The 13057-nt window shown below is 63.7% G+C and carries 14 protein-coding genes and 1 pseudogene; 10 read left to right on the forward strand and 5 right to left on the reverse strand.

The features are described from left to right. The 3 genes and pseudogenes from AC4DF4_RS15265 to AC4DF4_RS15275 all read left to right on the forward strand — a co-directional run. Positions 1-1178, forward strand: a pseudogene (locus AC4DF4_RS15265) (hypothetical protein); the annotation flags it as partial. Next, complete coding sequence (locus tag AC4DF4_RS15270) at positions 1175-2041, forward strand: FAD:protein FMN transferase (protein WP_490048973.1); 867 nt, start codon at positions 1175-1177, stop codon at positions 2039-2041. The pseudogene AC4DF4_RS15265 and the gene AC4DF4_RS15270, both read left to right, overlap by 4 nt. Before the next feature lie 73 nt (positions 2042-2114). Beyond that, positions 2115-3086, forward strand: coding sequence for a PfkB family carbohydrate kinase (locus AC4DF4_RS15275; protein ID WP_490048974.1), 972 nt, complete (start codon positions 2115-2117; stop codon positions 3084-3086). 28 nt (positions 3087-3114) lie between these two features. Here AC4DF4_RS15275 and thiE read toward each other — a convergent pair whose 3' ends face one another. The 4 genes from thiE to AC4DF4_RS15295 all read right to left on the reverse strand — a co-directional run bounded on the left by thiE (position 3115) and on the right by AC4DF4_RS15295 (position 6210). After that, positions 3115-3735: a thiamine phosphate synthase gene (thiE, locus tag AC4DF4_RS15280; protein WP_490048975.1), complete on the reverse strand. Its 621-nt coding sequence runs from the start codon at positions 3733-3735 to the stop codon at positions 3115-3117. Between the two features lie 46 nt (positions 3736-3781). Then, positions 3782-5134, reverse strand: a complete 1353-nt coding sequence (gene accC, locus AC4DF4_RS15285) for an acetyl-CoA carboxylase biotin carboxylase subunit (RefSeq protein ID WP_490048976.1) — start codon at positions 5132-5134, stop codon at positions 3782-3784. A gap of 35 nt (positions 5135-5169) precedes the next feature. Continuing rightward, positions 5170-5625 carry an acetyl-CoA carboxylase biotin carboxyl carrier protein gene (gene accB, locus AC4DF4_RS15290; RefSeq protein WP_490048977.1) on the reverse strand — a complete coding sequence of 152 codons (456 nt, stop codon included), beginning with the start codon at positions 5623-5625 and terminating at the stop codon, positions 5170-5172. A 123-nt stretch (positions 5626-5748) separates the two neighbouring features. Then, a complete protein-coding gene (locus tag AC4DF4_RS15295) occupies positions 5749-6210 on the reverse strand; it encodes an SRPBCC family protein (protein ID WP_490048978.1) in 462 nt (153 codons plus the stop codon). Positions 6211-6305: 95 nt separating this feature from the next. On the opposite strand from AC4DF4_RS15295, the gene AC4DF4_RS15300 reads away from it, so the two are divergent. From AC4DF4_RS15300 to AC4DF4_RS15310, 3 genes are all read left to right on the forward strand, one after another. Then, positions 6306-6671 carry a metallopeptidase family protein gene (locus AC4DF4_RS15300; RefSeq protein WP_490048979.1) on the forward strand — a complete coding sequence of 122 codons (366 nt, stop codon included), beginning with the start codon at positions 6306-6308 and terminating at the stop codon, positions 6669-6671. Positions 6672-6741: 70 nt separating this feature from the next. Next, a complete protein-coding gene (locus AC4DF4_RS15305; RefSeq protein WP_490048980.1) occupies positions 6742-7797 on the forward strand; it encodes an SPFH domain-containing protein in 1056 nt (351 codons plus the stop codon). Between the two features lie 8 nt (positions 7798-7805). Then, positions 7806-8909 (forward strand): zinc ribbon domain-containing protein, encoded by a 1104-nt coding sequence (locus AC4DF4_RS15310; RefSeq protein WP_490048981.1) that lies wholly within the window; start codon positions 7806-7808, stop codon positions 8907-8909. Here AC4DF4_RS15310 and purN read toward each other — a convergent pair. Then, entirely contained in the window at positions 8871-9479 is a 609-nt protein-coding gene (gene purN / locus AC4DF4_RS15315) for a phosphoribosylglycinamide formyltransferase (protein ID WP_490048982.1), read from the reverse strand. The two genes, AC4DF4_RS15310 and purN, sit on opposite strands and share 39 nt — an antisense overlap. 99 nt (positions 9480-9578) lie before the next feature. Here purN and AC4DF4_RS15320 point away from each other — a divergent pair, with 99 nt between their 5' ends. From AC4DF4_RS15320 to AC4DF4_RS15335, 4 genes are all read left to right on the forward strand, one after another. After that, positions 9579-10679, forward strand: a complete 1101-nt coding sequence (locus AC4DF4_RS15320) for an aminopeptidase (RefSeq protein WP_490048983.1) — start codon at positions 9579-9581, stop codon at positions 10677-10679. A gap of 88 nt (positions 10680-10767) precedes the next feature. Then, positions 10768-11877, forward strand: a complete 1110-nt coding sequence (gene alr / locus AC4DF4_RS15325; protein ID WP_490048984.1) for an alanine racemase — start codon at positions 10768-10770, stop codon at positions 11875-11877. Between the two features lie 216 nt (positions 11878-12093). Next, complete coding sequence (locus AC4DF4_RS15330) at positions 12094-12405, forward strand: DUF2288 family protein (RefSeq protein WP_490048985.1); 312 nt, start codon at positions 12094-12096, stop codon at positions 12403-12405. Positions 12406-12543: 138 nt separating this feature from the next. Further along, complete coding sequence (locus tag AC4DF4_RS15335; RefSeq protein ID WP_490048986.1) at positions 12544-12975, forward strand: DUF2267 domain-containing protein; 432 nt, start codon at positions 12544-12546, stop codon at positions 12973-12975. The last annotated feature ends 82 nt before the right edge of the window (positions 12976-13057 follow it).

The following is a 13057-nucleotide window of genomic DNA, read 5'->3' on the forward strand; positions in this document are numbered from 1 at the left end:
GGCGGCGGCGCTTCGGCGACGGCCCGATGCTTCTCGCCGCGGCGGTTCTGGCGACTTCCCCGCTGCTCGTTTACTACAGCCGGATGTTCATCCACGAGTCGCTGCTGGTGCTGTTCGGGATGCTGGCCCTGGTCTCGCTGACCCGCGCGCCGCGCTGGGGCGTCCCGGGATTGCTCGTCGGCCTGATGTTCGCCACCAAGGAGAGCTTCGCCATCAGCATGATCGCGTGGTCGGGCGCGGCGGTGATGGTCGCCCTGGAAAACCGCAGGCAGCTCGACCGCGCGTGGTGGATTTCCACGTGGCGGGAATACCGCGTCCCCGTCGCCACCTCGCTGCTAACCGCCGCGCTGGTCTCGGGATGGTTCTACACCGACGGCTTCCGCCAGCCGCACGGCGCGATCGACGCGGTGCGCACCTTCTTCGTTTATGAAACCGTGGCCGGACATGACAAACCCTTCGGCTATTATTTCCACCTGCTCGCGCTGCCCGCGAAATCCGGCGGCGTCTGGTGGTTTGGCACGCCGGTGGCGGCGCTCGCACTGCTAGGTTTCGCCACCAACTTCCGCCGACCCGTCGTCCGTTTCATCGGCTACTCGGCGGCCGGGCATTTCGTGATTTACAGCCTCATCGCCTACAAAACGCCGTGGCTCGCCTGCCTGCCGTGGGCGCAAGTCTGCCTGCTCGCCGGCTTCAGCGTCGCGGGGTTTTCCACGCATCGGCTGTGGCTGAAAATTTCAATCAGCCTGCTGGCCGGCACCTGTCTCGTCACCCAGTTCACCCAGGCAAGACGCGCCACCGGCCGCTTCGCCTCGGACGCGCGCAATCCCCTCGCCTACGTCCCGACCCGTCCCGACATCGAGACGCTCGCGCCGTGGCTGGAACAACTCCGCCAGTCAGCGCCCGGAAATTCGCTGGAGCCGGTGGCGGTGATCGGCTCGGATTACTGGCCGCTGCCGTGGTATCTGCGCTCGTTCGTAAAAATCGGTTACTGGCCGCTGCCGCCGGACAACCTCGCCTCCATGCCACTCGTCTTCGCCATGCCGGAAACCGCGGAGGCCGTGGCGAACCAGCTCGCACAATCCCACACCGCGCTGCCCCGCGGCCTGCGCGCGGAAGTGCCGGTGATCCTGTTCGTCAGAAACGACATCTGGAACCAATGGATGCTATCCGGAAAATGACGCCTTTTCCAACAGCCCGCCTGTTCACCCACGAGGCGATGAACACGACCTTTTACCTGCGGATTTGCGAAGCCGCGGAAGCCACCGCGCGCGACATGGCGCGGGAGTGTTGCGACCATCTCGATTTCCTCGAAGCCCGTCTCAGCCGCTTCATCGAGGACAGCGACGTTTCGCTCATCAACCGCATGCAGGCCGGCCAGACGCTCTACATCAACGAGCTCACCCACCAGTGCTTGTTAGCCGCGCTCGACGCCTACGCCCGCACCGGCGGCTTGTTCGACATCACGCTCGGCAGCCGCATCGAGCACCGGAAGTCCGGCGACTCCGGACCCGTCCCGCCGCTCACCGGCCAGCTCACGATCCATCCGGACGTCCCCGCCGTCACCTGCGGCGCGCCCGGCCGCGAGATCGACCTCGGCGGCATCGGCAAGGGCTTCGCGCTCGACCAGCTCCGGCTGCGGCTCCTCGACTGGGGCGCGGAAGGCGGGCTGCTCACGGCGGGCGCCAGCTCGATGCTCGCCTTCGGCCCGCACCCGTGGCCGGTCGAACTAACCGGCGACGCGGAATCAGAACGCATCGCCCTTTTCAACCAATCCCTCAGCGCCTCGGGCACCGCGATCCAAGGCAGCCACATCATCCACCCCGCCGGGGAAACCGCGATGCCCGCCGAGCCCTGCCGCCGCGTGTGGGTCACCGCGCCCACCGCCACGCTGGCGGAAATCTGGTCCACCGCGCTGATGCTGGTCGAGCCGGGCGAGATCTCGGATTTCATCGCCGACGAGGAAACGATCGGCACCGTGCATCTCCAGATCGATGACCGGCCCGTGCTTCTCCCGCACGCGATTGGGGATTGCAGAACGTGATTTGGGGATTAGAAAGCGGCGGCGGATTTCCCACCGATTGGGTCCGCCATCCTCACCATCCACCATTGATTCCATGTCATCCCCAGCCACCACTCCGCAGTCCGCCATTGTCATCGGCGGCACGATCGCCATCGACCACGTCAAAACTCCGGACGCGGAGGCTGCCAATCTGCTGGGCGGGTCGGCGGCTTACGCGGCGCTGGCGGCTTCGTTTTTCAGCCAGTCGGTGTCGCTGATCGGGATCATCGGCCATGATTTCCCGCAGGAGCACCTGGCGATGCTGGAAATGCGCGGGATCTCGCTCGACGGGGTGGAGCGCTCGGAAAACGAGTCGTTCACCTGGTCCGGCGAATACCATGCGAACATGAACGAGCGGACGACCCACCGGGTGGGCTTGAATGTCTTGGAGAGCTGGCAGGTGAAGGTGCCGGCCGCATCGGCGGGGGCGGCGGTCGTGGTGCTGGCGAACATGTCGCCGGACAACCAGATGGAAATGCTCGGCCAGTGCGGGATCGGGAACGGCGCCGCCGCGGGCTCGCGGTTCGTGATCGCGGACACCATGGATCTGTGGATCGAGATCGCCAACGAGCGCTTGCACGAGGTGCTCCCGCAGCTGGATTTGTTCGTGCTCAACGAGGGCGAGGCGCGGGAGCTGGCGAGGACTTCGAATTTGATCAAAGCCGGACGACTGCTTTTGGAAAAGGGCCCGCGGCATGTGGTGATCAAGCTGGGAGAGTTCGGAGCGATTTTGTTTTCGTCGTCCGGGGATTCGGAAATCGAGGTGTTCCGCGCATCCGCCTGGCCGCTGGAAGTGGTGGCGGACCCGACGGGCGCCGGGGATACTTTCCTAGGCGCGATGGCGGGCTATCTTGCGGCGCAGGGGGCTCCTCCCTACGCGCCGGCGGCTCTGCGTCAGGCGATCGTGCAAGGCTCGATGCTGGCTTCGTTCACGTGCGAGGCGTTCTCGACGCGGCGGCTTGAAGAGCTGTCGTCAGAGGATCTCGCGGCGCGGCTGGATTTGTTCCGCGCAGCGACGCATTGGTGATCTTGGGCGGTCTGCCCTCAATACATCGTCAGATGATTTGAGCCGCAGCTTCGCGGGTGGCGGCTTGGACGTCACTTGACGTGAGGAGATCGGAAACGATGACGACGCGGCGGGCTCCGGCGGCGAGGACTTGCGGCAGGGTTTGGCGGGTGATGCCGCCGATGCAGAAGGCGGGGATTTGACTGCCGACTTCGCGCTCCATGACGGCGATTTCCTCAAGACCGATGGCCGGGCGGCCGGCTTTGGTGGGGGTCGGGAAAAGCGGGCCGAAACCGATGTAGTCGAACCCTTCGGCGAGGGCGGCGCGGGCCTGGCCGAGGGAATGGGTGGAGCGGCCGATGAGTTTGCCGGGACCGACGATTTCGCGGGCTGCGGCGAGCGGGCCGTCATCCTGGCCGATGTGGACGCCGTCGGCATCGAGGGCGGCGGCGAGAGCGGGGAAATCGTTGAGAATGAAGGGAACTCCGGCGGCGCGGCAGAGCGGAAGCAGGCGGCGGGCGACGCGTTCGATGGTGGCGAGGTCTTTGCCTTTGGCGCGGAGCTGGAGGAGGTGGGCGCCGCCGGCTAACAAAGAGCCGGTGGCTTCTTCCGCACAGGCCTCCGGGGTATAGCCGAGGTCGAGGATGCAGTAGAGACGCGGGTCATTCATAGGTCTTATAGGTCATATATGTAGGTCATATAGGACCTATCTCTTCTCACTTCACGCGCTCTTCCAAATACCTCGCGACCCAGCCGATGTCATACGTCCCCGCCGCGAAATCCGGGTGGGCGATGATTTCCTGTTGGAAGGGAATGGTCGTCTTGATGCCGCGGATCATGAACTCGCCGAGGGCGCGCTTCATGCGGGCGATGGCGATCTCGCGGGTGGCTCCGGTGACGATGAGCTTGGCGATCATCGAGTCGTAGTGCGGCGGCACGGTGTAGCCGGAATAGACGTGGGTGTCCACGCGGACGCCTTTGCCGCCGGGGGCGTACCAAAGGTCGATGGTGCCGGGGCTGGGAGTAAAGTTGTTGAACGGGTCCTCGGCGTTGATGCGGCACTCGATGGAGTGGCCGCGCGGCTGGGCCTCGAGCACGTGGCGGGAGAGCGGCTCGCCGGCGGCGACGCGGATCTGCTCCTTGATGAGCTCGCAGCCCATCACCTCCTCGGTCACCGGGTGCTCGACCTGGATCCGGGTGTTCATTTCCATGAAATAGAAATTCTCGGCCTTCTCATCGACGAGGTATTCGATGGTGCCGGCGTTCTGATAGCCGATGTTCTTGATCAGGCTGACGGAGGCCTCGCCCATCCGCGCGCGGAGCTCGGGGGTGAGCAGCGGCGACGGGCATTCCTCGATGATCTTCTGGTTGCGGCGCTGCATCGAGCAGTCGCGCTCGCCGAGGTGGATGAAATTCCCGTGGGAGTCGCCGATGACCTGGAACTCGACGTGGTGGGGATTGAGGACGAGTTTTTCGAGATAACAATCGCCGTTGCCGAAGCAGGCGACAGCCTCGTTAGATGCTGCTTGGAACAGGCTGATGAACTCCTCTTCCTTGAAACAAGGGCGCATGCCGCGGCCACCACCGCCGGCGGTGGCTTTGATCATGACCGGGAGGCCGATTTTTTTCGCGGCGGCGAGCGCGGTTTCGGCGTCCGGCATGATGTCGGTGCCGGGAGTGATGGGCACGCCGTTAGCGATGGCGGTGGCGCGGGCGGTGGCCTTGTCGCCCATCATGGAAATCACCTGATGGGACGGCCCGATGAAGGTGAGGCCGGAGCTGGCGCAAATCTCGGCGAAGCGGGCGTTTTCCGATAGAAAACCGTAGCCGGGGTGGATCGCGTCCGCGCCGGTGATCTCCGCGGCGGCGATGATGCGGTCGATCTTGAGGTAGGATTCCTTGCTGGAGGCGGGGCCGATGCAGACGGCTTCGTCGGCGAGCTGGACGTGCATCGAATCGACGTCGGCCTCGGAATAGACGGCGACGGATTCGACGTCGAGCTCGCGGCAGGCGCGGATGATGCGGAGGGCGATTTCACCGCGGTTGGCAACTAGGACGCGCTTGAACATGGTTGGAGAAGTGGAAACTGATCGGACAGGAAGCGTCACTTGATGCGGAAGAGGACGTCGCCGTATTGCACGGGAGTGGAGTCTTCCGCGACGTAGGCGCAGATGGTGCCGGCGCGCTCGGCCTTGATCTCGTTCATGACCTTCATGGCCTCGATGATGCAAAGCGTCTGGCCGATGGAGACGACGCTGCCGACATCGACGAAATTCGGGGCGTCCGGAGCGGGCTTCAGATAGAAAGTGCCGACCATCGGCGAGGTGATTTCCACGCCGTCGGCGACAGGTGCGGCGGGGGCTGCGGCGGGAGCCGGGAGAGCCGCGGCGGCGGGTGACGGGGCTTGCGCGGCCGGGAGCGAGGCGAGCAGGCCGCGGAGATCATCGAGGTCCGCGCCTTTCTTGAGTTTGAGGTGAAAGTCCCCTTTGGTGAGGTCGAAGTGGGTGAGCCCGTGCTCATTCATGAGTTCGACGATGCGGCGGATTTCCTGGAGTTCCACGGTGAGAGAAGGTTTGGAGTTGGGATGGACGAGCGCCGGTCCGACGGGACGGGTCTCGTGGGCGCTAGCTAGAAGGAGCGGGCAGAGAGCGTCAAGCGGAATGGGCCGATGACGAGACGCCACTCAAAGCACCCCGAACCGCTGCACCAGCGTTTGCTTCCGGAACTCGAAGATCATCTTGAGCTTCGCCCGGACGAAGACCGCGTGGGCGATCGCCCCGAAGGGACCGAAGCCCAGGCCGTAATGGACCAGGTCGCGCATCACCACGCCGCCGGGGATTTCCTCGAAGCTGTGGCGGTGGTGCCAGAATTTATACGGACCGAACCGCTGCTCATCGACGAAGGATTTCCCCTCGTCCACGGCTTTGATTTCGGTGACCCACGGCACCCAGACGCCGGGCAGAATCTTCACCTTGTAGGTGATGATCTGACCTTCATACATCTTCTCGCCGGGCAGGCTGACGATTTTGAAGCCGAGGGCGTCGGGTGTGATTTCGTCGAGGTTCCGCGGCGATGAGAAGAATTCCCAGGCGGCGGCGAGGGAGATGGGCAGGCGTTGTTCCTGCTCGAGCGTGTGGAGGGTCATGGCTGCGGGAAGGTGGCGCGGGTGCCCGGCGGCGCAAGGCGGGCATTTTCGCAAGTTCCTTGTGCCGGGCGGATGAAGCGGCTAATTCATCCGCCATGGATTTTGAAACATTGAGCGCGTGGGCGGACGAGGAATTGAAGGCATTGGTGAAAATCCTGCCGAAGGACATTCAGGACGCGGCGGAAAAAGTGGCCGTCGCCTTCGAGGAAAAACCCGGCCAGGGCGCCTACGACGAGGAGTTGGAAGGCGACGAGCTCGGGCTGTTTGAAGGCCCGTCCGCGATGGACGAGGCGGGCTTGGAAGAACTCCCGCGCATCCGGCTTTTCCTCGTGAACCTGTGGGAATGGACCGGCGAGGAGGAGCACGACTACCGCGACGAAGTGGGCACCACCTTCCTCCACGAGCTCGGCCACTACCTCGGCTGGGACGAGGAGGAAGTCGCGGAGCGCGGGCTGGAATAAGCGCCGGGACTTCCACTATCATCCTCCCGGAAATCCGGCTATTTCAGACACCTCTCCAAACCAAAACACCATGGACATTCTCGGATTCATCAAAGGCGAACTGCTGGAAATCATCGAATTCAACGACGACTCGCGCGACACGCTCTCATGGCGTTTTCCCGATGAGGACAAGACGATCAAGAACGGCGCGCAGCTGATCGTCCGGGAAAGCCAGGCCGCGCAGTTCGTTTATCTGGGACAATACGGCGACTGCTTCAGTCCGGGCAAGCACTCGCTGGTGACGGATAACATCCCCGTCCTCAACAAGCTGAAAGGCTGGAAATACGGCTTCGAGTCACCGTTCAAGGCGGACGTCTATTACGTCACCACCCGCCTCTTCACCGGCAACAAGTGGGGCACCGCGAACCCGATCATGATGCGCGACGCGGACTTCGGCGTCGTCCGCCTGCGGGCCTTCGGCTCCTTTGATTTCCGGATCGTGAACCCGCCGGTATTCCTCAAGGAGGTCGCCGGCACCGACCACCATTTCCGGCTCGATGAATTCGCCGACACGATGCGCTCGCGGATCGTCAGCATTTTCAGCGACGCGCTCGCCTCCGCCGGCGTGCCCGCGCTCGACGTGGCCTCGCGCTACTCGGAACTCGGCGACGCCTTGCTGCCGCTCATCAACCCGCAGGTCACCGCGAAGTATGGCATCGAGATCACCAGCTTCATCGTCGAGAACGTCTCCGTCCCGCCGGAAGTCGAGGCAGCCATCGACAAGCGATCGAGCATGGGCGCCATCGGAAACCTCAACGACTACGTGAAATTCCAAATGGCTGAATCCATGACCAAGGGCGGCGATGGTGGAGGTTCTCCCGCTGCGGCTGCGGGCCAGATGGCAATGGGCTTCGGCATGGCGCAGGAAATGATGAAAAACATGCAACAGCCGCCTCCGCTTCCCGCCGCAGCCGCCTCCTCCGCCGGATTTCCCGAACTCCTCAGCCCGGCCCAAGCCGCGGAAATCCTCGGCGTGTCCGAGGCCGACGTCATCGCCTCGATCGATGCCGGGGACTTGAAAGGCAAGAAGATCGGCGCTGCCTATCGGATTTCCCGCGCCGCCCTCGACGCCTTCCTCGCCGAGTAACCGCCACCATGGCCGAAGTCAGCGCGCTCAAGAAACATCCCTGCCCGGAATGCGGCGGGGATGCCGAGTGGAATGCGGCCAAAAAAGCGCTCGCCTGCCCGTATTGCGGAACCGTCCTGCCATGGACCGACGGCGAGGACGCGCTGGCCGCGCAAATCGTCGAGCACGATCTGGAAGAAGCCATCGCGGCGATCCAACCCGAAACGCGCGGGCTCAAGGCCGAGAAAAAATCCGTGAAATGCGAGAGCTGTCAGGCCATCAGCATTTCCGATCCCGACCGCGCCGCCCAGCGCTGCGATTTCTGCGGCTCTCCGTCCATCGTCCCCGTGGACGAGCTCGCAGACGTCATCACCCCGGAGAGCCTGCTGCCCGCGGTGATTTCCGCCACCCAGGTCCGCGACCAGCTCCGCGCCTGGTATGGCAGCCGCTGGTGGGCTCCGTCGAAGTTGAAGCGCGCCGCTCTCACCGACACCCTGTGCGGAATCTATCTGCCCTACTGGACCTTCGACGCGCACGTCGATGCCTACTGGACCGCCGAATCCGGATACCATTACTACGTCACGGAAACCTATCGCGACTCCAACGGAAAGACCGCCACCCGCCAGGTTCGCAAAACCCGCTGGGAGGACAGCTCCGGCCAGTTGGAGCATTTCTTCGATGACGACGCCGTCCCCGGAACCGTCGGCGTCCACACCGCACTGCTCAGGAAAGTGGAGCCCTTCCCCACCCTCACCGACCTCAAACCCTACGAACCCGCCTACGTCCGCGGCTGGACCGTGGAGCGCTATCAGGTCGACCTGCGGCAGGCCTCGCAGACCAGCAAGCAGCAGATGGAAGCCGTCATCCAGCAACTCTGCTCCCGCGAAGTCCCTGGCGACACCCAGCGGAACCTGCAAGTCGAGTCCACCTATCAGGGCTGCACGTTCAAACACATCCTCGTCCCCGTCTGGCTCGCCACCTACACCTACGGCTCCAAATCCTTCCAGGTCGTCGTCAACGGCTACACCGGAACAATGGCCGGCGAGCATCCGCTGAGCTGGGTGAAAATCGCTCTCGCCGTCCTCGCCGTGCTGCTAGTGTTCGCCGTTATCATCCTTCTCAACCAGCGGTAAAATCCCCTCGCCCGCCTTCCGGATCGCCGCCGGATAGAGCCGGTGCTCCACCACCTGGATCCGCGCGTGGAGCGACTCCGCCGTATCACCCGCAAGAATCGGCACGGCCTCCTGCAAAATCACCGGCCCGGTATCCATCCCGTCGTCCACGAAGTGCACGGTGCATCCCGCTTCGGTCGCGCCTGCTTCCAGTGCCTGCTTCCACGACTCCAGACCGGGAAACGCCGGCAGCAGCGAGGGGTGGATGTTCAGAATCCGCTCCGAGAAAACATCCAGCAGCGGCCGTTTCACCAAGCGGAGAAAGCCAGCCAGACACACCAGCTCCACTCCCGCGTTCTTCAGCCGCCGCGCCGTTTCCGCCTGCGCTTCCTCGGGAAACTTCGTCTTGAAGCCCCGGCAGTCGATCACGCCCGTCGCGATCCCGCGCTGGCGCGCGCGCTCCAGGATGAACGCGTCCGGGTTGTCCGAGAGCACGATGGCGATGCGCGCGTCGAGCGTCCCCGCATCGATCGCGTCAAGGATCGCCTGCATGTTTGAACCAGAACCAGAACCGAGAACGCCGAGCACCATGCGCTTGGTTTAGGCGACCTGCCCGCCATGCCAAGCGCCAAATCCCCGCTCCCCGACTTGGCGCTTGGAAACCTCCTGGGCAACGGATAATCAAAACCCATGCATGACTCCCGCATCGACGCCCTCGCCCGCCAACTGGTCCGCTATTCCACCGCACTCAAAAAGGGCGAGAAGGTCCTCATCGACCTCCACGACGTCCCCGACTCCATCGGCCTCGCCCTCATCCGCGAGACACGGGCGAAGGGCGCGCTGCCGTTCGTTAGGATCCATCAGAGCCGCGTCACCCGCGAAATGTTCAAGGGGGCCGAGGACTCCCAATACGAAATCATCGCCAAGCACCTGCTCGCCGAGATGAAGGACATGGACGCCTACATCGCCGTCCGCGGCGGCGGCAACATCGCCGAAAACTCCGACGTGCCCGCCGACCGCATGCGCCTGGCCATGAAACACATGCGCCCCGTCCTCGACCACCGCATCAAGAAAACCAAGTGGTGCGTCCTGCGCTGGCCCTCCTCCTCGATGGCCCAACAGGCAGGAATGAGCACCGAGGCATTTGAAAACTTCTATTTCGACGTCTGCCTGCTCGACTACAAGGCGCTGATTCCCGCCATGAACGCGCTCAAAAAGCTGATGGACAAGACCGAGAGCGTTCACATCAAAGGCCCCGGCACCGATCTGCGTTTCTCGCTCAAAGGCATCAACACGCTCACCTCCGGCGGAAACTACAACATCCCCGACGGCGAGGTCTTCACCTCCCCGGTCCGTGATTCCGTGGAAGGCCACATCTTCTACAACGCCCCCACCATCTATCAGGGCATCCCCTTCGACGGCATCCGCCTGGAGTTTTCCAAGGGGAAAATCATCAAGGCCGAGGCCGGCGCCCGCACCAAGGAGCTCAACAAGATCCTCGATAGCGACGAAGGCGCGCGCTACATCGGCGAGTTCGCCCTCGGCTTTCACCCCGGCATCCGCGAGCCGATGCGCGACATCCTGTTCGACGAGAAAATCTGCGGCTCGTTCCATTTCACCCCCGGCCAGGCCTACGAGGACGCCGACAACGGCAACCGCTCGCAAGTCCACTGGGACATGGTCAGCATCCAGCGCAAGGACTGGGGCGGCGGCGAGATCTGGTTTGACGGAAAGCTGATCCGGAAAGACGGTGTCTTCCTGCCAAAGGCCTTGGAAAAACTCAACGGATAGAAGATAAATAGGTCGTATAAGTCCTATACGACCTATGCCCCATCATCCCAATCTTGCCAGTCGGGCTGGAATACCTAGTCTCGCCACCGTGAACGAACCGTTTCCTGTTTCCCCGCCGCGCGCCTGGGCGGAGATCGACCTTGGCGCGCTGGGAAAAAACCTGGCCGTCGCCCGCGAGGCGTTCGGCGGCGGTTTGATGGCGGTGGTGAAGGCCGGCGCGTACGGCCACGGTCTGGAGGAAATCGCGAAGGCGCTGGCGGCCGAGGACATCGCGTTTTTCGGCGTCGCCAATGTCGGCGAGGCCCGCCGGATCCGCAATGCGGGCGTGGCGACCCGCATCTATCTGCTCGGGGCGACCTGGTCGGAGGAGCGCGAGGAAATCGTCGCCCGCGAGTGGACGCCGTGCGTTTCCTCGATCGATGAGGCGGAGCATTTCAACCGCATCGCCGCCAACCACGGCAAGCGCCTCAAGGTCCATCTCGCGGTGGACACAGGCATGGGCCGCGGCGGCTTCGTGGCGGAGCATCTGCCGGAAAAACTCGCGCTGCTCGAGCGCATGGCAAACCTGGAGATCGAAGGGATCGGCTCGCACTTGCCCTCGGCGGATGAGGACGCGGAGTTCACCTTGCGGCAGTTCGAGCGGTTCCACGCGATCATTCGCGAGCTCGGCGGCGCGGAGCGGTTCAAGTGGATGCATCTTTCCAACAGCGCAGGCTTGTTAGGTTTCGACCAGGGCTTGTGCAACCTATCCCGCCCCGGACTGATGCTTTACGGCGTCTCGCCGCTGCCCGGATTTCAGGAGCGGCTGGCCACCGTGATGACCTTGAAATCACGGGTCACGCTCGTCCGCGGCATGCCGGCCGGACACGGGATTTCCTACGGCCGGCAGTTCGTGACCACCAAGCCCACGCGGGTCGCCACCGTCGGCATCGGCTACGGCGACGGCTACCCGCGCCAAGTCTCGGGAAACGCCGCGGACGTGTGGATTCGCGGCCGCCGCCTGCCGATTCTCGGCCGGGTCACAATGGACCAGATGATGGTCGATGTCACCGCGGCCGAGGACGTGACGGAGGGCGACGAGGTCGAAATCTTCGGACCTAACATTCCAGTGGCCGAGATCGCGGTCAAAGCCGACACCATCGTCTGGGAAGTTTTCACCGGCATCACGCCGCGGGTGCTGCGCTGTTATCACGAATAACAACGAGGAAATGCCGACGGCGATGACGAGAAGCGAGAACAGTTGAATTTTCATGGAGCGTGGTGAGGTCGTGGTTTTTATTCCAAGATCGTTCGCAGCGTAATCCCGCTGACGGCGGGGTCAGCCCGTATCCCGCGACAGAGATGGTTCCCAACCGTCGCGGTGACCCTCAATCACCGCTTGGTGGATCGCGGCGCCTCTGCTATCCCCTCCCCCGTGATTTGCATTGATCCCTCCGCTCCCGATCCGGCTGATGGCGAAAAGCTCGCCAACTACACCGGCCAGGTGCCGTGGAGTTATCTGGCGCCCCACTCGCTCAAGGGCAGCCTGTATTTCGTCGATCCCGCGCTGGAGCTCGAAGACGTCGGCGCGGCGATTTCCGCCAACCGGACGGCGCAGGTGGAAGCGTGGTTGAAAGCCGGCGATCTGGTGAAAATCGAAGCCCTCCACGCCGCGCAATGGGAGCACGGCGATGCCGAATTCGAGGCGCTGGTGGTCTCGCCTTTCGTGCTTTGCCGCCCGGCCTGAGCGGCCGCGGTGGTGCGGAGCGGGTGATCTTTTTCTAGATTTCCCGCAGCAGGCGTGCCATATTGCACAGCCGCATTTCCTCCCATCCATGCGCTTAAAGGGTGTTTTGCGGAACCTCAACCATAAGGAGACACGCAAATGAACGACCCCGTCACATCCAACATCAACGCATCGATCCAGAAGACCAACGAGTGGCTGGTCAGCGTCGAACATGAATTGCACGACGACAACCGGCAGGCGGCTTACCACGCCTTGCGATCCGTCATGCATGTCCTGCGCGACCGGCTCCCGGCCGACGAAGCGGCTCATCTCGCGGCGGGCTTGCCAGCCCTTCTGCGCGGCATTTACTACGAGGGCTGGTCCCCGGCAAACAAGCCGGAAAAGCTCAACAAACAGCAGTTTCTCGACCGCATCCAGTCGAGCTACTCCGGCCCCGGCGCGCTGAACCCGCTGCGCTGCGCGACCGCCGTGTTCGCCGTCCTCCAACAGCGGATCGGCGCCGGCGAAATCGGCGACGTCCGCAGCATCCTGCCGCGCGAAATCGAGGAACTCTGGCCGAAAGCCTCATGACTTTACCGACTCCCCGGACGGCACCCGAATCATCCGGTGACGTCCGGCCGCCTGTTTCCCGGGGCGGGGGGGCCCAACCCGC

This window comes from Luteolibacter sp., assembly GCF_058122085.1.

Excerpts from the sequence above, each read along its gene's own strand:
- AC4DF4_RS15270 (WP_490048973.1), top strand. The coding sequence starts at position 1,175 with ATGACGCCTTTTCCAACAGCCCGCCTGTTCACCCACGAGGCGATGAAC.
- AC4DF4_RS15275 (WP_490048974.1), top strand. The coding sequence starts at position 2,115 with ATGTCATCCCCAGCCACCACTCCGCAGTCCGCCATTGTCATCGGCGGC.
- thiE (WP_490048975.1), bottom strand. The coding sequence starts at position 3,735 with ATGAATGACCCGCGTCTCTACTGCATCCTCGACCTCGGCTATACCCCG.
- accC (WP_490048976.1), bottom strand. The coding sequence starts at position 5,134 with ATGTTCAAGCGCGTCCTAGTTGCCAACCGCGGTGAAATCGCCCTCCGC.
- AC4DF4_RS15295 (WP_490048978.1), bottom strand. The coding sequence starts at position 6,210 with ATGACCCTCCACACGCTCGAGCAGGAACAACGCCTGCCCATCTCCCTC.
- AC4DF4_RS15300 (WP_490048979.1), top strand. The coding sequence starts at position 6,306 with ATGGATTTTGAAACATTGAGCGCGTGGGCGGACGAGGAATTGAAGGCA.
- AC4DF4_RS15305 (WP_490048980.1), top strand. The coding sequence starts at position 6,742 with ATGGACATTCTCGGATTCATCAAAGGCGAACTGCTGGAAATCATCGAA.
- AC4DF4_RS15310 (WP_490048981.1), top strand. The coding sequence starts at position 7,806 with ATGGCCGAAGTCAGCGCGCTCAAGAAACATCCCTGCCCGGAATGCGGC.
- purN (WP_490048982.1), bottom strand. The coding sequence starts at position 9,479 with ATGGTGCTCGGCGTTCTCGGTTCTGGTTCTGGTTCAAACATGCAGGCG.
- AC4DF4_RS15320 (WP_490048983.1), top strand. The coding sequence starts at position 9,579 with ATGCATGACTCCCGCATCGACGCCCTCGCCCGCCAACTGGTCCGCTAT.
- AC4DF4_RS15335 (WP_490048986.1), top strand. The coding sequence starts at position 12,544 with ATGAACGACCCCGTCACATCCAACATCAACGCATCGATCCAGAAGACC.